Annotated in this window: 22 protein-coding genes; 7 read left to right on the forward strand and 15 right to left on the reverse strand. The window is 52.9% G+C overall.

What is annotated here, in order from left to right; all coding sequences use genetic code 11:
• The 4 genes from nikB to ACKU4E_RS10610 are packed head-to-tail and all read left to right on the forward strand — an operon-like array spanning position 1 to position 3,407.
• Positions 1-945 carry a nickel ABC transporter permease subunit NikB gene (gene nikB, locus ACKU4E_RS10595; RefSeq protein ID WP_320171041.1) on the forward strand — a complete coding sequence of 315 codons (945 nt, stop codon included), beginning with the start codon at positions 1-3 and terminating at the stop codon, positions 943-945.
• Complete coding sequence (gene nikC / locus ACKU4E_RS10600) at positions 942-1,796, forward strand: nickel ABC transporter permease subunit NikC (RefSeq protein ID WP_320171042.1); 855 nt, start codon at positions 942-944, stop codon at positions 1,794-1,796. The genes nikB and nikC overlap by 4 nt, the downstream gene beginning before the upstream one ends.
• Positions 1,793-2,605, forward strand: coding sequence for an ABC transporter ATP-binding protein (locus ACKU4E_RS10605; protein ID WP_320171043.1), 813 nt, complete (start codon positions 1,793-1,795; stop codon positions 2,603-2,605). The genes nikC and ACKU4E_RS10605 overlap by 4 nt, the downstream gene beginning before the upstream one ends.
• Positions 2,592-3,407 carry an ATP-binding cassette domain-containing protein gene (locus tag ACKU4E_RS10610; RefSeq protein WP_320171044.1) on the forward strand — a complete coding sequence of 272 codons (816 nt, stop codon included), beginning with the start codon at positions 2,592-2,594 and terminating at the stop codon, positions 3,405-3,407. Before ACKU4E_RS10605 ends, ACKU4E_RS10610 begins: the two co-directional genes overlap by 14 nt.
• A gap of 168 nt (positions 3,408-3,575) precedes the next feature.
• On the opposite strand, the gene ACKU4E_RS10615 is transcribed toward ACKU4E_RS10610, so the two are convergent.
• The 9 genes from ACKU4E_RS10615 to ACKU4E_RS10655 form a co-directional block, all read right to left on the reverse strand.
• Positions 3,576-4,442, reverse strand: coding sequence for a universal stress protein (locus ACKU4E_RS10615; RefSeq protein ID WP_320171045.1), 867 nt, complete (start codon positions 4,440-4,442; stop codon positions 3,576-3,578).
• Between the two features lie 2 nt (positions 4,443-4,444).
• The gene (locus ACKU4E_RS10620) at positions 4,445-5,254 is read right to left on the reverse strand and encodes a universal stress protein (protein ID WP_320171046.1); all 810 of its coding nucleotides are present in this window, start codon (positions 5,252-5,254) and stop codon (positions 4,445-4,447) included.
• Between the two features lie 31 nt (positions 5,255-5,285).
• Positions 5,286-5,690, reverse strand: coding sequence for a response regulator (locus ACKU4E_RS10625; RefSeq protein WP_320171047.1), 405 nt, complete (start codon positions 5,688-5,690; stop codon positions 5,286-5,288).
• Between the two features lie 22 nt (positions 5,691-5,712).
• On the reverse strand, positions 5,713-8,280 hold the full coding sequence (locus ACKU4E_RS10630) for a PEP/pyruvate-binding domain-containing protein (protein WP_320171048.1): 2,568 nt from the start codon (positions 8,278-8,280) through the stop codon (positions 5,713-5,715).
• Positions 8,281-8,347: 67 nt separating this feature from the next.
• The gene (locus tag ACKU4E_RS10635; RefSeq protein ID WP_320171049.1) at positions 8,348-9,097 is read right to left on the reverse strand and encodes a TIGR02186 family protein; all 750 of its coding nucleotides are present in this window, start codon (positions 9,095-9,097) and stop codon (positions 8,348-8,350) included.
• A 4-nt stretch (positions 9,098-9,101) separates the two neighbouring features.
• Positions 9,102-10,028, reverse strand: a complete 927-nt coding sequence (locus ACKU4E_RS10640) for a sulfite exporter TauE/SafE family protein (RefSeq protein WP_320171050.1) — start codon at positions 10,026-10,028, stop codon at positions 9,102-9,104.
• A 125-nt stretch (positions 10,029-10,153) separates the two neighbouring features.
• Positions 10,154-10,582: a universal stress protein gene (locus ACKU4E_RS10645; protein ID WP_320171051.1), complete on the reverse strand. Its 429-nt coding sequence runs from the start codon at positions 10,580-10,582 to the stop codon at positions 10,154-10,156.
• A 400-nt stretch (positions 10,583-10,982) separates the two neighbouring features.
• Entirely contained in the window at positions 10,983-12,341 is a 1,359-nt protein-coding gene (locus ACKU4E_RS10650) for a sigma-54 dependent transcriptional regulator (RefSeq protein WP_320171052.1), read from the reverse strand.
• Complete coding sequence (locus ACKU4E_RS10655) at positions 12,313-13,743, reverse strand: ATP-binding protein (RefSeq protein WP_320171053.1); 1,431 nt, start codon at positions 13,741-13,743, stop codon at positions 12,313-12,315. The genes ACKU4E_RS10650 and ACKU4E_RS10655 overlap by 29 nt, the downstream gene beginning before the upstream one ends.
• Positions 13,744-14,063: 320 nt before the next feature.
• On the opposite strand from ACKU4E_RS10655, the gene ACKU4E_RS10660 reads away from it, so the two are divergent.
• Both ACKU4E_RS10660 and ACKU4E_RS10665 read left to right on the forward strand, forming a co-directional pair.
• On the forward strand, positions 14,064-15,419 hold the full coding sequence (locus ACKU4E_RS10660) for a DEAD/DEAH box helicase (RefSeq protein WP_320171054.1): 1,356 nt from the start codon (positions 14,064-14,066) through the stop codon (positions 15,417-15,419).
• Between the two features lie 120 nt (positions 15,420-15,539).
• Positions 15,540-15,806, forward strand: coding sequence for an RNA-binding protein (locus ACKU4E_RS10665; RefSeq protein WP_320171055.1), 267 nt, complete (start codon positions 15,540-15,542; stop codon positions 15,804-15,806).
• Between the two features lie 72 nt (positions 15,807-15,878).
• Here the strand turns inward: ACKU4E_RS10665 and ACKU4E_RS10670 are convergent, their stop codons facing one another.
• The 3 genes from ACKU4E_RS10670 to ACKU4E_RS10680 all read right to left on the reverse strand — a co-directional run bounded on the left by ACKU4E_RS10670 (position 15,879) and on the right by ACKU4E_RS10680 (position 20,129).
• On the reverse strand, positions 15,879-17,384 hold the full coding sequence (locus ACKU4E_RS10670) for a leucyl aminopeptidase (RefSeq protein ID WP_320171056.1): 1,506 nt from the start codon (positions 17,382-17,384) through the stop codon (positions 15,879-15,881).
• Between the two features lie 38 nt (positions 17,385-17,422).
• A complete protein-coding gene (locus ACKU4E_RS10675) occupies positions 17,423-18,514 on the reverse strand; it encodes an ABC transporter substrate-binding protein (RefSeq protein WP_320171057.1) in 1,092 nt (363 codons plus the stop codon).
• 130 nt (positions 18,515-18,644) lie between these two features.
• The gene (locus tag ACKU4E_RS10680) at positions 18,645-20,129 is read right to left on the reverse strand and encodes an STAS domain-containing protein (RefSeq protein ID WP_320171058.1); all 1,485 of its coding nucleotides are present in this window, start codon (positions 20,127-20,129) and stop codon (positions 18,645-18,647) included.
• Between the two features lie 123 nt (positions 20,130-20,252).
• Between ACKU4E_RS10680 and ACKU4E_RS10685 the strand changes: the two genes are divergently transcribed.
• A complete protein-coding gene (locus tag ACKU4E_RS10685) occupies positions 20,253-21,167 on the forward strand; it encodes a 4Fe-4S binding protein (RefSeq protein ID WP_320171059.1) in 915 nt (304 codons plus the stop codon).
• Between the two features lie 7 nt (positions 21,168-21,174).
• On the opposite strand, the gene ACKU4E_RS10690 is transcribed toward ACKU4E_RS10685, so the two are convergent.
• The 3 genes from ACKU4E_RS10690 to ACKU4E_RS10700 all read right to left on the reverse strand — a co-directional run bounded on the left by ACKU4E_RS10690 (position 21,175) and on the right by ACKU4E_RS10700 (position 24,859).
• Positions 21,175-23,325 carry a Tex family protein gene (locus ACKU4E_RS10690; RefSeq protein WP_320171060.1) on the reverse strand — a complete coding sequence of 717 codons (2,151 nt, stop codon included), beginning with the start codon at positions 23,323-23,325 and terminating at the stop codon, positions 21,175-21,177.
• Between the two features lie 355 nt (positions 23,326-23,680).
• Positions 23,681-24,169, reverse strand: a complete 489-nt coding sequence (locus ACKU4E_RS10695) for a hypothetical protein (protein WP_320171061.1) — start codon at positions 24,167-24,169, stop codon at positions 23,681-23,683.
• Positions 24,170-24,271: 102 nt separating this feature from the next.
• Positions 24,272-24,859 (reverse strand): hypothetical protein, encoded by a 588-nt coding sequence (locus tag ACKU4E_RS10700; RefSeq protein ID WP_320171062.1) that lies wholly within the window; start codon positions 24,857-24,859, stop codon positions 24,272-24,274.
• Positions 24,860-24,912 lie beyond the last annotated feature (53 nt).

Here is a 24,912-nt window from a genome sequence, read left to right on the forward strand (position 1 = left end):
ATGCTGCGTTACATACTGAAACGGATTCTTATCCTCATCCCCTTATTGCTGGGGGTCTCGCTGGTAGTCTTCCTGATCCTGAGACTGGGTCAGGGGGACCCGGCCATGTCCTACCTGCGCCTCTCGAACATACCGCCGACCGATCAGGCTCTTGCGGTGGCCAGGCAGGAACTGGGATTGGATCTGCCCATACCGGTCCAGTACATGAACTGGCTGGGCAAGGCACTGCATCTTGATTTCGGACGGTCCTATGTAACCGGCAACCCGGTGCTGGAAGAGATTCTCTACTATCTGCCCAACACGCTGAAACTGGCCGGATTCTCCCTGCTGCTCACACTGGCGGTAAGTCTGCCACTGGGTATCTGGGCGGCACTGGAAAAGGACCGCATGCCGGACCACATCACCAGGCTGATTTCGTTTGCCGGGGTATCCATGCCCGGTTTCTGGCTGGGATTCATCTGCGTCTGGATTTTCTCCATCAAGCTCGGCTGGCTGCCGCCGCTGGGCATGGGAGGACTGGACCACATGATAATGCCGGCCATATCCATGTCGCTCATGTCGCTTGCAATCAATATCCGCCTGATCAGGGGAAACATGCTCGACAACATGCATGCCCGCTATGTGCTTTATGCCAGAGTCCGGGGACTTCCGGAAAGCGTCGTGGTCGGCCGCCATATTCTGGTCAATTCGCTGATTCCGGTAATTACCGCCATAGGCATGCACGTCGGGGAACTGTTCGGAGGGGCGGTTGTGGCCGAAAGCATCTTCTCATGGCCCGGTGTCGGCCGGTATGCCGTTTCCGCAATTTACAACCGCGATTATCCGGTAATGCAGTGCTTCATACTCATAATGACTTCCATATTCGTACTCATGAACCTGGGGGTCGATATCCTCTACGCGTGGCTGGACCCGCGCATCCGTCTTGAAGGAGGAAACCACCAATGATATCCCCGCAGGGCTTGATGAAGACCTTCAAACGCAGCATCCCGGCCATCGCGCTGATACTGGCTATTGCCATCTGTTCCATGGCGGTGCTGGCCCCGTACGTGACCTCCTGTGACCCCACCGAGGTTAATCTTGAATACAAGTTCGCACCGCCTTCATGGGAACATCCGCTGGGCTGCGACCATCTGGGCAGGGATGTCCTTTCCCGGCTTCTTTACGGCACACGCACGTCGATAAGTTCTGTGGCAGCCATAATGGCCGTTGTCCTGATTCTGGGCTTCGGTGTCGGAACGATTTCAGGCTACGCCGGGGGAGCCGTAGACTCATGCCTCATGAGGTTCTGCGATGTTTTCCTGACGTTTCCGACATTCATTCTGGCCATGTTCCTGATCGGTGTTCTGGGCACGGGCATTATCAATGTCATCATTGCCGTATCGCTCACCCACTGGGCCTGGTATGCCAGAATCATCCGCAGCATGGTCCTTTCCCTGAAAAACAGGGAATACGTGCTGGCCGCAAGAGTTGCCGGAACAGGACGGGTCCGCACCGTCCTGCAGCATATCCTGCCGCCGGTAGTGGCCCAGCTGATAATCCTGTGTACGCTGGATATCGGACACATGATGCTCCATGTTTCTGGGCTGTCCTTTCTGGGACTGGGCGTAACCCCGCCCACACCGGAATGGGGAGTGATGATCAGCGATGCCCGGCAGTTTATCTGGACCCATCCGAGCCTGATCATGATTCCGGGCGCGATGATATTCATAACCGTCATGGCCTTCAACCTGCTGGGCGACACCCTGCGCGACAGGCTGGACCCGGAACTCAGCATTCAGGAGGAGGGCGTCCGATGAGTGATTCAGTTTTTCTGGAGGTCCGAGGACTGTCCGTACGGACCGCCGGCCGCGAACTGGTTTCCGAGGTCGGTTTCAAGGCATATCGCGGCAGGGTGCTCGGTCTGGTGGGAGAAAGCGGAAGCGGCAAGTCTCTGACCTGCCTGTCCGTACTTGATCTTCTGCCCAAGGGGCTCGCCAAAAGCGGAGAGATATCCGTTCAGGGGCGATCCCTTGAAAACTATCCCTCGGTCAGAGCCCTTCGCGGCGCTTTGATGGGCATGATCCTGCAAAACCCCATGAGCTGCTTTGACCCGGTGTTCACCATCCGCAGCCATTTCAAGGAAACCTTTTCTGCACACGGGTCCGGACTTCGCGGCAATGAAGACCGCATGATCGCGGCATTGGGCGAAGTGGGCTTTACCGACCCGGAATCCGTTCCGGACCTGTATCCTTTCCAGATGAGCGGAGGAATGCTTCAACGGGTAATGATCGCCCTGACGCTGATAATGGAATCCCCTTTCCTGATTGCGGATGAACCGACCACAGATCTGGACACGGTCGCGCAGGCTCAGGTTCTGGACCTGCTTGCCGGTCTCAAACAGAGGCGCGGACTGGGCATGCTGCTCGTTACCCACGACCTGGGTGTCATAGCCCGCCTTGCAGATGATGTGGCTGTCATGCGTAACGGCAGAATTATCGAAAGGGGCGGCGTACACGATATATTCGGCAATCCTCAGCATGAGTACACGCAAAAGCTGATCAACACCCATCTTGATTTTTCAGGATACAACCGCAACGGAGAATCCGTCAGCCATGCCTGTAGTTGAACTGAAAAACATAAGCAAATCGTACGGCCGGGGAGGTTTTTTCCGTAAACGTGAGAATTTCTCCGTTCTGAAAAACATCAACCTCGAACTGCATGCCGGAGAATGTCTGGGACTTGTCGGACGCAGCGGGTCCGGGAAGAGCACCCTCGGCAGGATAATGCTCGGGCTGGAATCACCGGATTCCGGTACTGTCCGCATTCTGGGCAGGGACGTCACGGGGATGAAAAGCCTGCCGCGTGAACTCCGCCGGGAGGTACAGGTCGTGTTTCAGAACGCCATAGGCTCTTCCAATCCGCGCATGACCGCCGGGCAGATCATTGCCGAGCCTCTGCGCAATTTCGACGGTCTGAAAGGGAGTGAACTGAACGATAGGGTTGCGATGCTTCTGGAGCAGGTCGGTCTTTCCCCGGACGATGCGACAAAACTGCCCGGACGTTTCAGCGGAGGACAGCTTCAACGGGTCTGCATTGCCAGAGCCCTTGCGTCCTCTCCCAAAGTAATCGTGCTGGATGAAGCTGTAAGCAGCCTCGACATGCTCATTCAGGCCCGCGTGCTGGATCTTCTGGAAAACCTGCGCAAACAGTATGGAACGGCATACCTGTTCGTTTCGCACGACCTGCGCCTTGTCAAACGCTTCTGCAGCCGTTCGTTTCTCATGAACAACGGCGAACTGCATACCTTTTCTTCAGAAACGGATGCGAATACCGAGGCCGGTCTTGCACTCAGGGAACTGTCGGGAGCGATTCTGCCTCCCCTGCCCAAAGGATATGCGGAACCCACGGCAGGAAATGCCGAGAGCTGAGCATAAACAAGCCTGTTTTACTGAAAAGATGAAAGCCCGAACCAGCTTCTTGCAAGCCTGGTTCGGGCTTCATTATAACCGGAATCCGAGGAAACTGTCCCGGACGGGTTCGGAAAAAGGGGACCGAACCCGAGGGTAGAAAGGAAGTTAATCGGGACTTTTCTCCAGTTACCTCAGGATAAGTATAGAGGACAACGTCTTATTGACCAATGATGCAACTTTCTCGCGGGAGAAAAGACGTTGCATAGGAGACCGGGGGCTGAGCCATACAGCCATCAGTTCCCTGCGGGTTCCGGTAGATATGAAAGACTCAAGCGAGTCTTCATTGACAACTTTAACCAGAGCGCGAACGCCCCTTTCCAGATAATAGTCGAGAACTTTGCCCATCTGCTGCTCGACTTCCTCCTTGAGATGATCGTGTTTCAGAACACCGACAATCTCAAGATCGGCATGGTGGAATGTCACCAGCTGGTTGATCATTTCCAGAGATTCCTGAGTCACATCGGCATGGTCCAGACAGCAGACGACCTTGGAAACAGGATGTTCGTCCTTGATGATGAGCACGGGGCAATCCGCATTGTCGGCGATTTTTCCCGGAGCCTGCGGGTCCTCGTCCCAGCTGCATCCGCTCTGTCCGCAGCCGATGATTATCAGGTCGCTTCCGTCCTCCTTTGCTTCCTGAAGCACGGCCTTGACCGGCTGGGCGTTACGCAGGTGCAGGTGCAGCCTTTTGCGGCCGGAAAGCTCTTCCCCGACAAGGTTTTTGCCCAGAGCCTTCATGCCGTGGTTTTCCTCTTCGCTGACATACAACTCGGCATTGGACCCCATAAGCTTGAGCAGATCCCTGCTGTAATTCTGCAGCATACGTGCTTTCGGGTTGGATTCCTCGAAAGAGGCTCCCACGTCCGGGGAACCGGCGCTCTTGTCCATGGCCAGCAGAACGAGTTCCGGCCAGGTGTTTTCGGCAAGCTTGGCCGCATGCCGGATAGCGTACATGCTGTATGTGTTTTCATCCACAGGAACAAGTATTTTCATTGCTACCTCCCGGTAGAGTAAGTCCAGCACAGGAGCAGCGGGCAGGAGACCCTGGCCAGAACTTCGATCAGCGGAGATTTGCGGCTGGACCTGCGGTCCACGGACGCAGCCAGCATGCCGTATTCCCTCAAGGAGTGGCCTGCGGTTTCCGGCGCGGTGAGCAGGGCAAAAGATCTGCCCGGCGTACGGCCATGCTCCTGCAGCAAATCCTTGCACCGGGCCATGATGTCCTCGGGCTGAACTTCCTGGCTCACATCATCCAGACTGTAGACGCAAAGGTCGAAATCTATTTCGCCCTCACGCAGAAATGCGCAGAACCTGTCCACCAGATTTTCAAGGTCGGTTCTGGAATCCACAAGAAGCACGATCTTGTCCGACTGGACGATATTCTTGACCATGAGAACCGGGCACGGCATTTTGCGATACAGTCTGGACCGCAGCTTGTTGCGGAATTCCCCGGTATTGAAATTCGATATTTCGCCCTCGATGAACAGGTCGTAATTTCCCAGACGCAGTTCTTCGAGCAGCGAGTCCTCACGGTCTCCGATTTTCACAATCGGCCGGGAAGGTATGCACCCTTCCAGCTTTTCGCTTTCAAGTATGTTGCGGACCTGTTCCCGCCCGGCCTGTCTCAGACCTTCTTCCCATGACCTTCTTATCCAGCCGGTCTGAGAGGAATGCGGTTTATTGTCCGGTTCTTCGATGTGAATCGGCTGAAGACCTGCCGCAATGATTTTCGACTTATGGCAGGCGTACCGCAGGGCGATATTTGAAGCCAGAGTCATTTCCACAGGGATTAAAGCTTTTTGCATACACTCTCCTCGCTTGCATGGCGGAGTTTGATCAACCCTTCTTCAGAAACGCCGCTTTCCGAATCTTTTCATCCGCCCTTCGTATCACTTCCTGAATCTCCCCGAGTTTGAACGGCTTGGCCAGAAAGTCGAAAATACCTTTGCGGATGGATTCCTTGGCCGTTTCCATGGTCGCGAAGCCCGTAATAATGATAACTTCTGTTTCAGGAGAGAGCTTCTTCACTTCCGCCAGAAACTGCATGCCGTCTATTCCGTCCATTTTCAGGTCGGTGATCACAATGTTGAAGTTACGATCATGCACCCGTTCCAGAGCCTTGCTGCTGTCATAAAAACTTTCCACTTCGTAGCCCTTTTTTTCCAGGGCCGGCTGCAGCCTCTTGCTGACGATAGGTTCGTCATCGAGTATAAGAATGCTGGTCTTTGTTGAGACACTCATCTTGTAACCCTCCGATTTTTGTTTAAAACCGATCAGTTATTAAATTTTCAAAAAACTCCGCATGCCTTGTGATCTGAGAGTCGTCGACCATTGAAACGTCCAGTTGTCTGGTGTAGGCGACCAGAACGCCGATAATCCGCATCCGGTGAAGAATCTCTTCGGCTGGGATTTTTTTCACCCGTGCGATCACCAGATCTTCCCTGACGGTGATCGAAAAATCCTGCCGATTCAGTACTTCGGCCAGGAACCGGGCCCGGCGGGAACGCCGCCGGGCTCCGGTTACACCCCCGGCAAAACGGAAGTAGGCGTAATTGTCTGCCGGGTTCTGGCTCATGAAGCAGTTGATGGTTGTAAAATGGTATCCAAGATGCAGGCTTATATGCGTATAATTTTCCGAAATCACCGCCAGATTCCGACCGATGCTGGGTGATGCCGACAGCTGCTCAGGCATCGTGCGGGTCATGCTGGACATGAAGCTTGAGAAGTCTACCGGCACTGGTGACGACTGCCAGACCCCGGCCATGGTGACACCTTCGACAAAAGCGCTCATGGGCGCGGAGGCCAGTTGTTCCGGCTCAATCAGTCTGCCGCTTTCGGGAACGGTATTGTCCAGCCCTCCGCCGATATCAATGATGGTCAGGTCCAAAGGTACGGGAAGCTTCAATCTGCCGTTCGGCGAAGACGAATCCAGCATCTTGCCGACATTTATATCGATCAGTTCTTCGACGGCCTTTTCGTGCACAAAACGAGTGATATCATGCAGCGTCAGGCACCCCTTGGGGGTGAAGTTGCTGTCCGAAGGATCGAACAGATTAAGGGGCTCCACCTGCCTCAGCAGTCTTCTGAGCAGCCTGTATTCGTAAGCCTCTTCTATCCGTTCCTTTATGGCTTCATGAAGCTGCAGTTCCCGCACCACACCGGAGTAGACGGTCTTCTGCTCCGCATCCAGGGTTATGACCTGCCCCTCGGAAAGCCTTTCGGTGGCGTCTCCGGTGTTCAGCAATGCCGGGACACGGTATTCACGCGCGATTGTCGCCATATGCCCCAGCGGGGAACCGATATCGGTTATGACCCCCGCCGCACGGGGCAGAACGGAAGCAAAGACAGGTGAGGAATGCCGGGCCACCAGAATTGCGCCTTCGGGAAACTCATCAAGGCAGCATTCATTGTGGGCCAGGAACACGGGACCGGAAGCGATTCCCTGCTGGGCAACATCGCCTGTCCCGGACATGAGCCTGTCGTGATTGCGTAGTTGCTCGTTAAGCAGCGCGGCAGGCTTTTCCGAATGCGATTGAATATGCAGCGGACGACTTTGCAGAATTAACAAAGAGCCGTCATCGTCAAAGGCGAATTCTATGTCCTGCGGTTTCTTGAAATATTTTTCCAGCCTGAGCGCGGCATGGACAAGCTGCCTTATCTCTTCGGATGTCAGGCAGGACATGGTCTGCATCTGTTCGGGCACGCTTTCCTCGATCATGCCCTCCCCTGCCGGGTTTATGCGCAGGGCCTTTTCCTTTCTCACTATGGAAATGGAAGTCTGCTCATGAGGCTCGTCCCTTGAGACCGAGAACTGATCAACGACACTCTCCCCGGATACAACGGAAGACCCAAGCCCCCAGGCCGCGCTGATTATCACTGTGTTGTCAAGAGGTGCAGTGGGCGAAAGGCTGTAGACAACCCCGCTGCTCTTTGCCTTGACCATGGTCTGGAACGAAACGGCCATCATGGTTTCAGCGGCCTTGTAACCAAGTTTTTCACGGTACTGCATGGCCTTCGGCGAATAGGCGCTTGCCAGAACCCTGCGGTAGGCATCGCGGATTCCATCCTGCGACACATTGATAAGGCTTTCGAATATACCTGCGAAAGAATGGGTTCCGTCTTCACCCCAGGCACTGCTGCGGACTGCAAGCCCGATTCCCCGCTCTGTTTTCTGAAAAAGCTGATCACCGACGCTGTTTAGTGCCCTGCGCAGTTCAGGAGGCAAATTTCCGGCGAGAATAAGTCCTGATATCGCCTGAGATGCGGAACTTAAGCTCCGCTGCCCGCCGGTCCATTCAGCGTTGATTTCGGCAATGGTCTCATCGAGCTTGTTGAATTCCATAAAATCCAGACAGGCTCTGGTCGTGACGGATATCCCCTCGGGAGTCCGCAGATCTTTTACGTTAGCAATACGGGCCAGATTGTAGCTTTTCGCTCCCACAAGATCGAATTCCCGCGGAGTGGTTTCCTCAAAGGGCACAAGCAGCCTATCCGGAATTACCGGGTGTCCGGCTATTTCCCGGCGCATGTTGGCGCAGATGTCCCTAAGAGAGCCGTAAAGATCCATATATTTGCCGGGCGCCATGGAATCCAGCGCTCCGATCAGCCTGCCGACAAGGTCTTCCATCTCCTGCGCGGCGCTGCGCAGGTACTGGATATCGAAAATATAGTCCCCGCCCAGCTTGCTGTGCAGGGACGCGATACCGGTAAGAATACGATTGTTTAATTCCAGCACGGAATTAAAGCTGTTGAACAGGTCGGCAAAGGAGCGCGGTTTCCCGACGCGCCTTTTTCCGAAAATCCTGTGCATGAAATTAAACAACCGACTCATATTCTTTCCGATCTATATTGTTAGCATGTCTACTGTCATGAAACGCCTTCGATGATGCGGTATGCGACTAATGCACTCCGCCCCTGTCCCTGAAAATCAGGGTCATCAGCAGGCCGGCCAGAATGGCTATGACAACGGCTGATATGCCGTAAACAAGCTCATGTCCGAAAGCAATGGATGAAAGCAGTGCTGGGAATCCAGCCAGATCGGCGGTGATGGTACGGGATGTTCTTTCCACAACCCTGCCGTCACGCACAGCAGCCACTTCCACATCATAAGCCCCTTTCTTGAGAGAGGATGGAAGCGCCATTCTGGCAGAATAATTGCGCAATCCTTTGCCTGCTTCGCTGTAGGTTACAACACCTTCCTGAATCTCGTAGAGTTCTTCCTGTGAAACAAGCTTGATGAATTCATTGAAGACGAGATCATCCGTTTCGCCTTTGACCGAATCAAAGCCAAGCCCCAGTTTTTTCCACTTCGGACCGCCGGAAGCGTAAGTGGCGGTGTCGGTGCCGATGAGGAACAACTCCGGAATATCGCGCAGTTCGACAGTTCCAAGGTTCATCCACAGCAACCCCAGAGCCTTGCCTTTCTCCTTGAAACGGGTGTCCTTGTGTTCCCCGGTTATCCTTATCACTGCGGTGCAGCCTTCAGGCACGGTTCCGCTGAGGTCAAGAGTAGTCCCGTCATATGTGGTCCCTATGGTTATGTGATCCGGGCTGGTGTGCAGCGAGGTGCTGCCAGCAGCAAACGCGGCAGCACAGGAAAGCAGCAGAACCGAAAGGACAACGCTAAATGCTATTGATATTTTTTTCATCTTATTAATGCCCTCCTGCGTATGCCAGCAGCACATCCGGAGTGAGCAGCAGGTTGAGAAGCATTTTTACCATCACGGCCAGAACGAGGGTTGCCAGCAGAATCTTGAGCTGTTCACCTTTGAGCTTTCTGCTTATTCTGGTGCCGAACTGAGCTCCGATAGTGGAGCCGATAAGCAGCAGCAGAGCCAGAACGAAGTCAACAGTGTGGTTGGTGTAGGACTGAAGGATGGTGACGTTGATACAGGTGAAAAGTATCTGGAAAAGACTTGTCCCGACAACGACATGCATGGGCATGCGCAGCAGGTAGACCATGATGGGAACCATGATAAAGCCGCCGCCGACCCCCATGATTGCAGCCAGAACCCCGACCAGTCCGCCGAGAATGAGCGGCATGAGTATGGAAAGGCGTACACCGGATTTCTGGAAATCGGTCTGAAAAGGAAGGCTTTCCAGTATAAGGGTATAGCGCGATTTCTTTGCAGGAGCGGCCTTGACTGTATCCGTATCCTTTTTGCGCAGGCTCTGCAGGCTTTCTATAAACATATATGCGCCCACCCCGCCAAGCATCAGCACGTAGGTCACATTAATGAGAAAGTCCGCGTTGCCCATGGCCCGCAGCACCTTGATGACCTGGACGCCCATGAAGCCGCCCAGAACCCCGCCAACGAGCAGGAGAATGCCCATCTTGAAATCAACATTACCGAGACGGTAGTGCGCCAGACAGCCGGATGTGGAGGCCCCCACAATCTGGTTGGAATCGGACGCTGCGGCCACGGTCGGCGGAATACCGAACATGATCAGCAGGGGGGTCATGAGGAATCCTCCCCCCACACCGAAAATTCCGGAAAGCAGGCCGACCAGTCCTCCCAGCATGAAGATGAGGACTACGTTGACACTGTTCCCGGCGATGGGAAGATACATATGCCACATTACAGAACTCCTTGTTTGTTTGGTTGCAAGTGGCCCGCCGGTTTCCCCTTCAGCAAAAGCAGAAGGAAGACGGACCTGCCTCACGTTATTCTTCCGCAACCACCGCGTGAGGTTGCGGCTTGAGTTCAACGTTGTTCGTAGGCGGAGACCTTCTGGACCACTTCGATATGGCAGTCGGTTCTCTGGCCTATTCTTTCCAGCAAATCGATAAATTCCGTATCCGCTCTGGTTCCGCGAGTTTCAGGCTGTCCGATGAAAAGTGTCGTGATCTTGTTTTCACGGGCGAACTGGACAACCTCATCCTCAAACCGGCCCTTAGCGGAGTAAAAATTGATGTGAGACCTCTCGGAATGGTCTTCCGCCAGCAGTGATTCAAGCCGCTTTTCAGGCAGTCCGATCCATTCCTCGTCGCTGCTTTTCCGGCTGGGATATTCTTCATCGTCCACCATCAGAATGGAGACGTTCATATATATCCTCTTGCTCAGGCCGATTGCGTAATAGGCCAGCCAGAAACTGGACTCGGAGGTATCAACAGCGATCAGTACGTTATTCATATTCTTTTCCCGACTCCTATTAAGCAAAGCCGGTGCCAACACACTGCTCGTTCTTTTTTTCACCAACCAAGTGTAATATCAGGGCAATTTATGACGCAGCTAATCTCGCTATTCATTTTTCGACTGACAGATGTTTCAAAATGAAACCAGAGTATTCAGTAAAGGAAAGGAGATAACAATCCTGACATGGCTTACCCAAATAGGTAAAAAAAGAATTATATTAGATAATTATAGACAATAAAAAGTGCAGCGCCGGACACAACAAAGCATCCGGCGTTTCAAAATGGAATATATGATCTTGGCTGAGGCTGTCAGTTTGATATGTTTTTGGGGAGAAGTGTTTCAAAATGAAAAGGGAATAAGTTCACAAGCAGCCTCAAGGAGACTGCAAAAGAAAAAATTATTCTTCTTCGGGATCGAGATTGTATTTTTTCATACGCCGCCAGAGGGTGGTCCGCGGCACTCCGAGAATATTGCTGCTCAGATGTTTGTTGTATCCGGTGGCCTCAAGCACATGCTTGATGTGCCTGCGTTCCACCTCTTCAAGGGAAAGGAGTCCTGTTGCGCCGAATGCGCTGAATGCCAGGTTGATGAGGTCCGGCGGAAGTTCACGGATTCCGATGGTATCGCCCTCCGCAAGGGCGACTGCTCGCTGGATGATGTTCTCCAGTTCCCGCACGTTTCCGGGGTAGTTATAGTGGGTGAGCACGTCCAGCGCCTGCGGAGAAATGTTCTTTACCGCCTTGCCGAACCGTGAATTGAATGTCTTCAGGAAATAATGCGAAAGGAGGGGGATGTCATCGCGCCGCTCCGAAAGGCGGGGCAGATAAACCATCACCACGTTCAGGCGATAAAACAGGTCTTCCCGGAACTCACCGGCTTCCATAGCCTTGTGCAGATCTCTGTTGGTGGCCGCGATGATGCGAATGTCCAGCGAGATGGGCTTGGTTCCGCCTACGCGCATAATATGGCGTTCCTGAATAACGTGCAGAAGCTTGACCTGCATGTTGATGGGCATTTCGCCGATCTCGTCCAGAAACACGGTCCCGCCGTCCGCCGATTCCAGCAACCCTATCTTGGTTGCCGTGGCCCCGGTAAAAGCACCTTTCTCATGTCCGAACAGTTCGCTGGAAATAAGTTCCTCGGTAAAACCGCCGCAGTTGAAGGAGACAAAAGTCTTGTTCCGCCTAGGACTCAGGTCGTGGATTGCACGGGCTGCACGCTCCTTCCCCGTACCGGTATCCGCCTGCAGCAGCACGTTGCAGTTCACCTTGGCAACCTTACGGATCATGGCGAAAAGATCCTGCATAACCGTGCTGTTGCCGATAAAATTTTCAAACGGCGTGGATTCGCCCAGGCTCTGCTTCAGACGGCGGTTCTCCTCCTTAAGCTGCAGTTTTTCCATGGCCTCCTGGGCTATGGCCTTTACTTCCTGAATACGAAACGGCTTGACGATGTAGTTGACCGCCCCCTTGCTGGTGGCCTCCACGGCAGAAGGAATGGAACCGTGACCGGTAATTACCACGGCCTCCACATCCTCAAAACCCTTTTTAACAAAATTCAGGATCTTCATGCCTTCCATATCCGGCAGTTGGAGATCAATGAACACCAGCTGGAAAGGCTGCTCGGTCATGCGGTTGAGAAATGGGTGTCCCTGGCCGAAAGTCTCGGTCTCGAACCCCTGCTTGCTCAGCGCCCGCGCCACCAGCCTGGCTGTATGCTCCTCGTCGTCAATTACCGCCGCTCGAAATCTGTTCATTGCCTTCCTCTTCGTTGGTCAGTGCCGGCAGGTAGATGGAAAAAGTCGTCCCTTCCCCCAATTCGCTCTGAACTTCAATGAATCCTCCGTGTTTCTTAATAATCCCGTAGATGATTGACAAGCCCAGCCCGGTACCTTTTCCAACCGGTTTGGTAGTGTAAAAGGGATCGAATATGCGTTCCACGGTTTCAGAGGTCATTCCGCATCCATTGTCAGAGACATCAAATCGAAGGAAATTACCTGATGCCGGCCGCACGGATACGGATAAAATTCCACCTCCGGTCATGGCATGGTCGGCATTGATGAAAAGATTGATGAACACCTGCTGCAGCGAATGCATATCGCCTTTTACAAGTGGCAGACCGTCCGGAATGTCCGTCTGCATGGTGATTTTATCCATTTTCAACTGATTGGCCACCAGCTTGCGGGTCTCCATCACCAGACTTTCAGCGCTGAGTTGCGCCATTGCGTGTTCACCTTCCCGCGAAAAATCAAGAAGGTTCTTGACGACCTTGCTGGCCCGGCCGATTTCATTGATTATATCCTGAAGCATTTCCCTGGCCTCGTCCTTGTCGAGGTCATCAATCTCCTCCAGCATGGTGTCGGCAGTCAGCGATACGTTGTTTAACGGGTTATTCAGTTCGTGGGCTATGCCGGAGGTCAATGTGCCGATGGAGACGAGCTTTCTGGATTCTATCAGCTGGTGCTGACGCGACTCCAGTTCTGCAGCCATATTGCTGAAAGCCGAGCGCATAAGAATTGAAATTTCATCATCATTTCTGATTTTGTCGATGGCATCATAATCTCCTCTGGCGACCCCCTCCGCAGCCCGCTGCACGTAGACCAGTCGACTGAACACCTTCTTGGCCTGCCAATAAAACAGGGCAGTTATGAGCACCGCAAGCGAGACCATCACCGCAATAGGTATATATTGTATGCGGATAAGTGCTTCATGGATGCGCTGCTTTTTAAGAACAAGCAGAGACTGGGCCTTCTGTACCATTGCGCTGCCCAGCTTACGGGTTTCTACCGGGTCGCCTTTCGATCCTCCTGCCAGCAGGGTAAGCTGACGGCTGTAATCATTAAGGTCGTCCATAAACCCTTCGTAATACTCACGACCGCCTATTTCGATAATTTTACCCTTCAACTGGGCCACATCGTCTTCCGCCTTGTCCAGATATATTACCGCTTCCTTGAGGCTTCCGGGTTCCGGATAAAAGATGAAGTTCTTTTCATAACGCCTGATCTCAAGAATGTTCGACAGAAGCTCATGGAAATTATCCAGCACCATCAGGCGATCCCGCAGGGAAACCACATTCCACCAGAACATCCCGGTATTTAGAGCCATAAAACTAAGGTAGGCTATGAAGAAACAGATAATCTTGATACGGACAGTTTTCATGATATCACCTCAAGGCTTTATAATAACGAACCATTTTACCAAAGCAATAAGCATGCCCCAAGTAAATACAAGCGCTGCAGAAAATTTTAAATTTGTTATAAATAGTTCTTTACAACTCTTGAAAAATAGTTGAATAAGGGGGACTCAGCGTGACTGTGCGCACGACTACTTCTTCTCCCAATGTGGTAACCAAAGTTCCACGTCAGTCGAAAGATTTATTCTCCGTACCAGAGCCACCCTATAATTTTTACCTGGAAAATCCAGGATCGACCGCTGTCGCGCGCGCCGTCGTTCAGATTTTTTTTCACCCAAGGCTTTTAATGACCTTTTCCTCTTTTGCCTTCGACAAGCGTATCGACGCCTGCGTTAAGGCCTGCGGCTACAAAGTCCCAACCCCGATTCAAAGCAGAACCATTCCGCTTATCCTCAAAGGATATGATGTGATGGGACTGGCCAGAACCGGCACCGGTAAAACGGCTGCCTTTGCACTGCCGATACTGCAGAATCTTCTCAAACGGAAGAACACCGTAAAATCTCCAAGAGTCCTTATACTTGCTCCGACCAGAGAACTTGCGCTGCAGATCAACGAGAATTTCACTTCCTTTTCCCGCAACACCGGCATACGCAATTCTGTTGTGATGGGCGGCGTAGGCATGGCTCCTCAGATCAGGGCCTGCGCATCATCACAGATCATTGTCGCCTGCCCCGGACGTCTGGTTCAGCTCATTACTGAAAAAAAAGTCAACCTAAGTGCAATAGACACTCTGGTGCTTGATGAAGCAGACCGCATGCTCGACATGGGCTTTATGCCGGATATCAGACGAATTCTTTCCGTCCTTCCTGCCAAAAGACAGAACCTGCTCTTTTCCGCAACCATGCCCGGCCCGATCCAGACTCTGGCCGAACGGATTCTGGTTGCCCCGAAAACAGTGCGCATTGACTCGGTCTCCGAGGTCTCCAAGGTCGAACATACCTTTTACAAGGTTCATGACACCAGAAAGACCGAACTGCTTGGCGAGATCATCTCCAAAGCCGAACACAAAAGCATGCTGATTTTCACCCGGACCAAGCACAAGGCGAAAAGGCTTTCGCGCTCTCTGTCCGCAAGGGGATATTCCAGTACCTTCCTGCAGGGCAATATGAGCCAGAATCAGCGCGAAAAAGCGCTGAACGGCTTCAGAACCGGTGAATTCAATATCATGGTGGCAACAGATATCGCCGCGCGCGGCATTGACTGCGACCGCATTACCCACGTCATCAATTTCGATATGCCGGACACGGTAGAAACTTTTACGCACCGCATAGGCAGAACCGGCAGAGCCGGGCGTTCAGGGACAGTCATCAGCATGGTGACCAGGGACGACATCTCCCAGTTGCGGTCAGTTCAGCGGGCATTGAACATCAATGCCGAGTTGGAATCATCCGAATTTTCCGATGCACGTGAAGACCTGCTCGGAGGGGAACAGAAACGTTCCCGCAATACACCAAAGGCAAATTCCTCCCGCAGACGCGGCCCAGGCAACGGACGCAGCAACAACGGCAACTCCGCCCGCAGCACCAGGCGCAGCGGCGGCAGATCCGAAAGCAGCAGCGAGCAACGCAACAACGGAAGCTCAGGGCGTAACAACGTGCGCAGCTCCGGGCGAAGCAAGGGAAGGAAACAACGGGCCGCATAACTCTTTTTGAGATTCTGCAGTCCTTAACAGAAAAAAATCCCGGCAAACCGGGATAGTGCCGATGTCATCCAACCCGATGACCGACGCAATATAACAAAGAAAAAAACACAGGAGAAAGACATGTCCAAAAATTTATACGTAGGTAACCTCGCATGGGCCACTACAGAAGAAGAAGTTCGCGCAGCTTTTGAAGCATTCGGCGATGTAACATCCGTAAAACTTATCGACGATCGTGAAACCGGCCGTCCCCGCGGTTTCGGTTTTGTTGAAATGAGCGACGATTCTGAAGCAATTGAAGCAATCAACGCACTGAACGGCAAAGAAATCGGTGGCCGCAACATCAAGGTCAACGAAGCCAAGCCCCGCGCAGAACGTCCCCGCTGGTAGAATCATTTTTCTGCAGTGATATGAACTGCCGCCGCCTCTCCGCAAGGAGGGGCGGCTTTTTTTATGGGCTGTCTAAATATCTTCAAGATCAATGCGCGAAGCAATTTCCACAAGGGTCCGGACTCCGAAACCGGTTCCCCCGGCTGCTCCGGCAGGGGTCTTCTTCTTGCGCCAGGCCGGACCGGCGATATCCAGATGCGCCCAGGGCACATTTTCCGGCACAAACTCCTTCAGAAACATTCCGGCATGAATTGTCATGCCCTCACGCGAGCCAACATTCTTGAGGTCCGCGACTTCACTTTTAAGCTCTTCCTTGTAGATATCCCAGAGCGGCATGGGCCAGAACCTTTCGCCTACGCTCATGCCGGACTCCATAACCAGATTGCGCATATACTTTGAGTTATCCATCACCGCAGCCACATTCCAGCCGAATGCGACGATGCATCCCCCGGTAAGAGTCGCCAGATCTATGATGGCGGCTGGTTCAAACTGGGACGAGAAGGACAGAGTATCACAAAGCAGGAGTCGCCCTTCCGCATCTGTATTCAAAACCTCGATTGTCTTGCCGGAAAAAGAGGTAACGACCTCGCCCGGACGGGTGGAGGTTGAGTCGGGCATATTGTCCGCGCAGGGCAGCAGTGCGGTTACAGGGATATCCGGGCAGGTTTCACCAAGGACATGGAAGAACCCGAGAATGGCGGCTGCTCCGGCCATATCGCACTTCATGTCTTCTATGGCTCCCGTGGGCTTCAATGAAATGCCGCCGGAATCGAAGGTTACCCCCTTTCCGACCAGTACCAGCGGCTTCTGGCCTTCACGATCTTTCGGGCAATATTCAAGAATGATCATTCTCGGTTCATCCGCAGATCCGCGAAACACGGATGCGTAGGCACCAAGCCCCTTATCCGTGATTTCCTTGCGCTTCATCTGACGGAACCTGAACCCGTATTTCTTGGCCATTTTCCGTGCTTCCTCGGCCAGATAAATGGGATTGGCAACATTGGGCGGCATGTTTACCAGATCGCGGGCATAGGAAGTTCCCATCCCAACGGCCTCGCCTTTTCCAACTGCTTCAGCAAAATGTTCCGGAGGTTCTTCAGCAGTGAAAAAACGCACGGTTTCCGGAAAGTCCTTTTTCTTGTCCTTCTCGCTTTTAAACATGTCGAAGGTGTACAGCCCGCTTACTGCGGCAGAGACAAAATGCTCATACCTGTCTTCAAGCACAATTCCCTCAAAGGCAACCAGCGGGACACCAACAGTGCGAAACTCAAGCTCCCGGCATCCGGCGAATGCGGCCGAAACTGCCTGCGAAAACTGCTCGACCCCGAAATCCTTCTGCGGCCCGAGCCCGATCAGAAAAACCCGGCGGATATTGGCTCCGGAACCATACACGACGGCTGATTTTCCCAGTTCTCCCGAGAAATCAGCAAGAGCGGGGGAATCGGCAACCCAAGCAGCTCTGGAAGCCATCCAGTTTCCGAATCCGGGAAGATAATCTTCAGCGTCCTTGAAAACGAAAAAAATCACCGCGTCTGCGGCCCACGCCGCTTCCGGCTCCACTACTATATTGAATTCCATATCAATCTCCGTAAGACAAATTCAGTTATGTTCCGGCATCAGTTGGGAGAAATCTGTTCCACAAAAGAAAAACTGCCCTCTGAATAACGCACTATATCCACTGTTTTCATGGGCACACGAACACCTTCGGGGTAGGAAATCTCCCCGGTTACACCCTTGAATTTCGATGTTGCCGCCAGAGAATTGCGGACCGATTCGGGATCGGACTTTCCGGCCCGTTCAATGGCATCGGCCAGAAGCATCAGGGTATCATAGCCGAGCGCGGCAAATCCTGATTCAGGCACCACGCCGAATTTCTGCTCATAACTGCTTACGAAGTCCTGTACAGCCGGGTCCGGATTATCAAGGGCCACGTGGGTGGCGAAATAAATATCATGAGCGAATTGCGCAGGAACTTTGTGCAGTTCGGGAGTATCAAAGCCGTCTCCGGAGACAATGGGCTGATTGTTTCCGGCGCTGCGCATCTGGGTGACGTACTTCGGAACATCCGGCGGGATCGAGGAAAGGAAAAGGACGTCCGGTGTAACTTCCTTGTCGCTTGGCAGCGGATACTGAGATGTTCCGGTGTTATACCAGACCTCATCAATTATCTTGCCGCCGTACTTGCGGTATCTGCGCTTGAAATATTTGGACAGGGTCTTGGTGAATTCCGTTGAGATGTTCGTACCTACGAAACAATTTTCGGTTTTCAACCTGCGTTTGGCGAATTTCGCAACAGCTCTGGCCTGCATGTTGTCCCCGAACGCCGCCATGAAAAAGTACTTGCCGTACATGTACGGAAGATTCTGCATGGTGGCCCCGGAAGTTATGAAAACGATATTCTTGGCCGTAACAGCAGGGGCTGCCGCCATTACGTAATCAGTATCGTTCAGTCCCACTACCGCGGTTATCCCGCTCTCGCCGGCCAGAATCTGCGAGGCCATCAGCGTGGAGTCCTGATTGGACCGGCAATCCGAAACAACCAGACTCAGTTTTTTGCCGAGAACACCGCCCCGTGAATTGATTATATCCTTTGCCAGCTCCATGCCGTGCAGTCCGGGCTGGTCTATTGCAGCCATATTGCCGGTGAGGTTGTAAAGCACCCCGACCTTGATGGTATCCAGACCGGCGAACGCGCTGGAAGAAAACATGAAAACAAACACAATAAAAATTAAATACCGCAATCGCATATATCCCCCCATGGAACCTGTTGTTCAATACATATCAAAAAAATTTTTTCCCGAACAGAGCCTTGGGGATGACCAGTCTGAAAGACATCCCCTAGAACTTCTTCTCCATGGAAAGCTTGGCCTGCTGGGCTTCCAGAAACTGCTGAAACTTGCTCAGTTCAGCCTCTCTCTTCTCCGGAATCTGCGGAAATTCAGATTCCGACCGGTAACGTTTATCAGCAAGTGCACGACTGACCGGAGGTTCGTTCATAACGCCCTGCCAGCCTGAAGTATCACGCACCAGACGGCTCGGATAACTAACGCCGATAAAAGCCCTGGTCACGCGGGAGTTGTCCCGCAGTTTGCGCATGTCCTTGAACTCCTTGCGCACGCTCACTTCCCGGACCATCTTGTCCAGACTGACCATTTTCTGCGGCATGGTGGAATACTCGAACACTGCGGCATGGTTATTCAAAAGTTGCCCCTTGTCTCCCGCTGTTGCCGGGTCGATATAAAACGCAGCATAAAGACCGGACTGGTCGTAAACGGAAAGATCACAGGAAAGATCCACGCCCACCCCGCAGGTAAGACAGGTCACATTGCGATGCCGAGGCAGGACATCACGGCGCAGCCACTGCTCTTCGTTTGAGGGGTCATCAATCGTCCTTTTATTCTCCGGGGCAAATTCGCGAACCGGTGACTTGATCAGCGTCGCGGCATAAAGTTCACTTGTCTGCATCCACGCGGCAAGCCCTAGAACGCCCTTGAAATCACGGCGTCTTCTGCGGGCCAGCATAAAAAGTCCCCTGTAAAGATGATCCAGAGTGGTTCCGCCCTCTTCCTTTGAGTCGAACATGATATATTCGTTGAATCCACCGGACAGAGTCAGGTTGAACGGTGTGCGGATCAGGACACTGCCGGTATCATTCGTCGGCACCAGAAAGTCCGCCATGTCGTGACCGTCGGTAGGCAGCCAGGCCATGGTTCCGCCGATAGTAATCATTGTGCCCAGCATTTTCATGTAGTCATTGGGAATTTCTCCGAGTCCCCCCACTCCAATCGAATATTCGGTCTGGGAAAAACTGTGTGAAAACATGCGGCTTTCATCCACCCTTGAATGGAAAATATCCGCCACCGAACCGATGACCTTGATCTCAGCCTGAACGTTTTCTCCCGGAATAAATCTGAAATTGCCGATGGGGGAATCCATCTGCTCCATGCTGTCCCAGTTTTCAAGGGCCTGCCGTTCCCAATGCACGGACTGCAGAAAACTCATCGCCTCACTGCGGGTGGAAAAAATATTCAGCGACGACACCATGCCTGCCGTTTCCAGCACATTACGGCAATAAGGCTGCAGCCCCCAGATAGCCAGGGCTCCGTTGCCCATTTTCAATTCTTTCAGGGTTCGGACAATAATCCTTATTCCGGCACTGGACAGATAACTGACCCCGCTCATGTCAAAAGCCATGCAGGCAGGTCTGTCTGCGGAAAAAATATTCTCCACCCCCCGGTCAAACTCCGCTGCACCGTAAGCATCCACCCTGCCGCCCAGTTCCACCAACACAGTATCTGCGTGCCTGCTGACGTTTATATCCATGTTATCTCCTGTTTATCAGTCGAGGTCAGAATAGACACAACAACGGCATGTTGTGAAGTTGCTTTCGGAAAAACTGTACTATTTTTCGTGGCTCTGGTATTTCTGAAACCAAGAGGAAGGTCCATGAAAAAATTGCTGCACAAGTTCATCCCGGACACCGCTACCGGTAATTTTCTCAAGCAGGCTCTTGAGGATAAAAACATGACCATGAAGGATGTCCTTCACGGCTACATGTATATTCGCTGGCCCAGAGAATACATAGGAGCAGCGCTTGGGGAGAATAATCTCGCCCCGATAGTCGACTTCATTTCAAGCCTCATGGCCTCTCCGACAGACCCGGAAAAACGAAACCGACTGAAAAAAGATTTTGCGGACGGTTATCACGGCAAGATTATCACCACCGAGGAGGCTTCACGGCTGGTCAGGCTGGACAGGACAGTATCCACCACCCTGCCGGAAACGATTCTGCCGTTCAGCAAAGCTCGCGACATCATAATCGAAAATCCGGGGCACATCGCTGTTCTTGAGTGTCCCTGCCGCGCATCCCGCAAAAACCCGTGTAAACCGCTTGATGTCTGCCTGATTGTCGGCGATCCCTTCGCTTCTTTCGTGGAAAAGAACCACCCGGACAAGGCCAGAAGAATCTCACCGGACGAGGCTGTCCGAATTCTGGAAGCCGAAAATGCCAGAGGCCACGTGCACCACGCCTTTTTCAAGGATGTCATGCTCGGAAGGTTCTACGCCATCTGCAACTGCTGCTCCTGCTGCTGCGGGGCAATGGAAGCCATGAGAAACGGCATTCCCATGCTCGCGCCCTCGGGATATATCGCAGTCGTTGATCCGCACAAGTGCATCGGATGCGGACAATGCATGGAGTACTGCCCCTTCGGAGCAATGGCAGTACGCGACAAGCGGATGCGCATCGATCCGACAAAATGCATGGGCTGCGGAGTATGCGTAAACAAGTGCCGCAAGGACGCCCTGCATCTGGCCAGAAACAAAAAACACCCCGCCCCGCTGCTTGTAGACGAATTGTAGGGACTGTCTAAAAATCCGACTTACGCATGGAGAGCGAGATACGTTTGCGCTCAAGGTCCACTTCCAGAACCCTGACCCGGACAGGCAGTCCGGGATGTACAACTTCCGCCGGGTCACGGACGAAAGTGTCGGCAAGACGGCTGATATGAACAAGCCCGTCCTGATGCACGCCGATATCCACAAATGCCCCGAAAGCGGTTACGTTGGTAACTACTCCGTCCAGCATCATGCCTTCACGCAGGTCTTCCACTTCCCGCACCGAATCATCAAAGCTGACATTCTCGAATTCACGGCGCGGGTCACGGCCCGGCTTTTCCAGCTCCTGCATGATATCTTTCAAAGTGGGCAGACCGATGTCATCGGAAATGTATTTTTCAAGCTCAATGCCGTTTCTGAGTTCCGCTGAACTGATCAGATCGGAAACATCCGCCTTGAGGTCTCCTGCCATTGCGGCCACGGTCTTATACCGCTCCGGATGAACAGCCGTTGCATCAAGCGGATTCTTTGCCCCGCTGATGCGCAGGAATCCGGCGCACTGCTCATATGCCTTCGGTCCTAGACGGGCGACTTTCAACAAATCCCGCCGGGACATAAACGGCCCGTTCTCATCACGGTGGCGAATTATGTTGGCGGCCAGCACCGGACCAAGCCCGGAAACGAACTGCAAAAGCCTCGCACTGGCGGTATTAAGCTCCACCCCGACCATGTTCACGCAGGATTCGACCACCCGGCCCAGACTGTCTGCCAGACCTTTCTGATCCACATCGTGCTGATACTGCCCCACGCCGATGGATTTGGGATCGATCTTGACCAGCTCCGCCAGCGGGTCCATGAGCCTGCGCCCGATGGAAACCGCTCCGCGCACGGTAATGTCGTAATCCGGAAATTCCTCGCGGGCAGCTTCCGAAGCAGAATACACCGATGCCCCGGATTCATTGACCATGATGATCTGTATCGACTCGTCCAGTCCGAGATCCCTTACGAACTGCCAAGTTTCACGTCCGGCAGTACCGTTGCCCACGGCCACGGCCTCGATATTGTATTTACCGACCAGCTTTCTGACAGTTTCGGCCGCCTCTTCCTTCTTTCCTGCGGATGTAACAGGATAGATGGTGCTGTTATAAAGCAGCCCGCCCTGCTCATCGAGGCAGACAAGCTTGGCTCCGGTACGAAAACCGGGATCAAGCGCCATTATCCTTTTGCGCCCAAGCGGAGGAGCAAGCAGAATTTCGCGCAGGTTGGAAGCAAAAACAGCAACCGCCTCTTTTTCGGCCTTTTCCAGCAGCGCGGCACGCAGTTCGGTTTCCATCTGCGGGGCCAGCAGACGTTTGTAACTGTCGGTCGCGGCCTTCTCCACTTCCTTTGAAGCGGCTGATGAGGAGCGCACAACTATACGATGCAACGCCTTGAGCCCTTCACCCTCATCCGGGCGGACAGTCACTTTCAAAAATTTATCCCGTTCACCACGGAAAAGAGCCAGCAGACGATGTCCCGCCGCCCGCCTAGCAGGTTCACTCCAGTCAAACCAGTCCCGAAATTTGGCGGCCTTTTCCTTGGCTTCCGGTTCAAGTGCAGCCTTGGCAGCCTTTGATTCAAGCACGGCTCCGCGTTCGAAAAGCGCACGCACGGCCTTACGGCAACCACTGTTTTCAGCAATCTTCTCCGCAATTATGTCCCGGGCTCCGGCAAGGGCCTCATCAACGGACGCAACACCTTTTTCCGGGTTCACAAAAGCCGCAGCCTCTTTCACCGGGTCGCACTTCTGAGCAAAGACCTTGTAAGCAAGAGGCTCCAAACCCTTGAGTACGGCAGCCTGTCCCTTTGTCTTGCGCTTGGGCTTGAACGGAAGATAAAGATCCTCCAGTTCCCGCATTGTTGCTGCGGCATTGATCCGATTCCGCAGGTCATCGTCAAGACGCCCCTGCTCGTCTATAGATTTGAGCACGGTCTCCCTGCGCCGGTCCAGCTCGGCAAATCTGGCATGCAGGTCGCTGACGGCCGAAACCCCGACCTCGTCCATGCTGCCGGTGGCCTCCTTGCGGTAGCGGGATATGAACGGAATTGTCGCGCCCTCATCAAGCAGGGCGACAACGGCCTTAACATTGTTTGCAGGAAGGTTCAGTTCCGCGGCAATACGGGAAATGTTGTCTGGATTCATAAATATGGATGGAAAAATTTAAATGTAAAATCAGGATATTGATGCGCTTCGCGCTCTTGGCAATTTGATTTCGTCTCCGACGGCCCAAGGGGATAATCCCCTTGGGAATCCCTAGTTGTTTACGAATAGGAAGTCTTGTCCATGCGGTTTCTTTGTTTGCCGCATCCCTAAAAACTCGAAGCAAAATTTCTCGCCTAAGGGCTGACAGGACTTTGGAAGACCTAATGGTTTAAAGCTGTTGCGTTGAAAGTGCCCACTTAAATCAGAATATTAAGGAGCTAAGTCAATAACTATCATATAGTTTTGAACAGCGTTTCTTTATACAGGCAGTCCGCCGAATAATATAAGGCAGGGACTATTCGATGCCCGCCTCTTCGCGTTTGAGGTCTTCCTGGGAAAGCGACCAGAACGGCGCGCCGTCCTTTGTCAGGCGGAATTTGTATTTACGTTCTTCCCCGGCCTTGAGTTTTGCGCACATGTATTCGTACTCACCGTCAATTTCAACCAGCACACCGTACACCTTTACCGGAACACCAGGCCTGAGGTCCTTTATGCGCGGTTCAACAAAATCCTTGGGCCCGAGGTGGACCAGGACTTTCTCCCCGTCCTCTTTGTCACGGACAACAATGCCGATGCCTTCGGTCATACCGTCCATGGGGGTTATCTCCCTGATTTCCATCAGGGTTCCCTTGAATACATCACGATCGGTGTTGTCATAGAGCTTGTCATACTTTCCGCCCTTTTCCCAACCCTTGATGTTCATTCCTTCCGCAAACGCGGATGAAACTGCAAGAACGACAAGGCACACGATCATTAAAAGTCCAATTCCTGTTTTTTTCAACACTGGCAATCTCCTTGAAGACAGACATAATTGTTTATTTTATCGACCGGATATCTTGTCAAAAACTGAAGTAATAATTTTTTGATGATCCGCTCTGGTTTCCAGCTACTGCTTCGTTTCGGCAAGCCATTTATTAAGCGCCCTGAGTGTCACGACTTTTATATCTCCGAAAGCCCGCTTGCGCAGAAAATTGGTTCTGATGAAATCAACAGTAACCTGCCCGGTGTTCAAATCCACCAGAAAAATGCGCACATAATCGGCCCGGTAATCCATGGCATCATCATCGGTGGGCGCGGCATTATCCGCAGAGACATCGTAGAGAACGGCAAGATCTGCTCCAAGACCGGCAGTGGCCTTACGTACCTTTTCGACAACCGGAACATAGCGACCGTACTTCACCCGCTCCCAAAAGGTTGCGGAATCAAGATTTTCGAGCAGTTCAACGTTGCCTCCGTTTACGGGATAGGCCGACCAGTCCAGCTTAAACACCCCGGACTGCCTGCACGAGTCGCGCAAAGCCTGCGTCATCGTCCAACGATATCTGAAATCGAAAGTCATTGTGGAGGAATGCCAGGGCATCAGAGCCAGCTTGTAAACCTTTCCCCCGGTTTCGAACGGAGTTGTGTACCCCGATGTTCGTGCACAGGCTGCAAGAACAGGGAGCAGAACAAGCAACACCAGAATTTTTTTCATGATAGCACCTCTTACGGTTCCTGATGAACAAATCCTTTTTATAATGTCGGGCT

It is taken from the genome of Maridesulfovibrio sp., assembly GCF_963677005.1.
GTDB lineage: Bacteria > Desulfobacterota > Desulfovibrionia > Desulfovibrionales > Desulfovibrionaceae > Maridesulfovibrio.

Excerpts from the sequence above, each read along its gene's own strand:
- nikB (WP_320171041.1), top strand. The coding sequence starts at position 1 with ATGCTGCGTTACATACTGAAACGGATTCTTATCCTCATCCCCTTATTG.
- nikC (WP_320171042.1), top strand. The coding sequence starts at position 942 with ATGATATCCCCGCAGGGCTTGATGAAGACCTTCAAACGCAGCATCCCG.
- ACKU4E_RS10605 (WP_320171043.1), top strand. The coding sequence starts at position 1,793 with ATGAGTGATTCAGTTTTTCTGGAGGTCCGAGGACTGTCCGTACGGACC.
- ACKU4E_RS10610 (WP_320171044.1), top strand. The coding sequence starts at position 2,592 with ATGCCTGTAGTTGAACTGAAAAACATAAGCAAATCGTACGGCCGGGGA.
- ACKU4E_RS10615 (WP_320171045.1), bottom strand. The coding sequence starts at position 4,442 with ATGAAAATACTTGTTCCTGTGGATGAAAACACATACAGCATGTACGCT.
- ACKU4E_RS10620 (WP_320171046.1), bottom strand. The coding sequence starts at position 5,254 with ATGCAAAAAGCTTTAATCCCTGTGGAAATGACTCTGGCTTCAAATATC.
- ACKU4E_RS10625 (WP_320171047.1), bottom strand. The coding sequence starts at position 5,690 with ATGAGTGTCTCAACAAAGACCAGCATTCTTATACTCGATGACGAACCT.
- ACKU4E_RS10630 (WP_320171048.1), bottom strand. The coding sequence starts at position 8,280 with ATGAGTCGGTTGTTTAATTTCATGCACAGGATTTTCGGAAAAAGGCGC.
- ACKU4E_RS10635 (WP_320171049.1), bottom strand. The coding sequence starts at position 9,097 with ATGAAAAAAATATCAATAGCATTTAGCGTTGTCCTTTCGGTTCTGCTG.
- ACKU4E_RS10640 (WP_320171050.1), bottom strand. The coding sequence starts at position 10,028 with ATGTGGCATATGTATCTTCCCATCGCCGGGAACAGTGTCAACGTAGTC.
- ACKU4E_RS10645 (WP_320171051.1), bottom strand. The coding sequence starts at position 10,582 with ATGAATAACGTACTGATCGCTGTTGATACCTCCGAGTCCAGTTTCTGG.
- ACKU4E_RS10650 (WP_320171052.1), bottom strand. The coding sequence starts at position 12,341 with ATGAACAGATTTCGAGCGGCGGTAATTGACGACGAGGAGCATACAGCC.
- ACKU4E_RS10655 (WP_320171053.1), bottom strand. The coding sequence starts at position 13,743 with ATGAAAACTGTCCGTATCAAGATTATCTGTTTCTTCATAGCCTACCTT.
- ACKU4E_RS10660 (WP_320171054.1), top strand. The coding sequence starts at position 14,064 with ATGACCTTTTCCTCTTTTGCCTTCGACAAGCGTATCGACGCCTGCGTT.
- ACKU4E_RS10665 (WP_320171055.1), top strand. The coding sequence starts at position 15,540 with ATGTCCAAAAATTTATACGTAGGTAACCTCGCATGGGCCACTACAGAA.
- ACKU4E_RS10670 (WP_320171056.1), bottom strand. The coding sequence starts at position 17,384 with ATGGAATTCAATATAGTAGTGGAGCCGGAAGCGGCGTGGGCCGCAGAC.
- ACKU4E_RS10675 (WP_320171057.1), bottom strand. The coding sequence starts at position 18,514 with ATGTTTTCTTCCAGCGCGTTCGCCGGTCTGGATACCATCAAGGTCGGG.
- ACKU4E_RS10680 (WP_320171058.1), bottom strand. The coding sequence starts at position 20,129 with ATGGATATAAACGTCAGCAGGCACGCAGATACTGTGTTGGTGGAACTG.
- ACKU4E_RS10685 (WP_320171059.1), top strand. The coding sequence starts at position 20,253 with ATGAAAAAATTGCTGCACAAGTTCATCCCGGACACCGCTACCGGTAAT.
- ACKU4E_RS10690 (WP_320171060.1), bottom strand. The coding sequence starts at position 23,325 with ATGAATCCAGACAACATTTCCCGTATTGCCGCGGAACTGAACCTTCCT.
- ACKU4E_RS10700 (WP_320171062.1), bottom strand. The coding sequence starts at position 24,859 with ATGAAAAAAATTCTGGTGTTGCTTGTTCTGCTCCCTGTTCTTGCAGCC.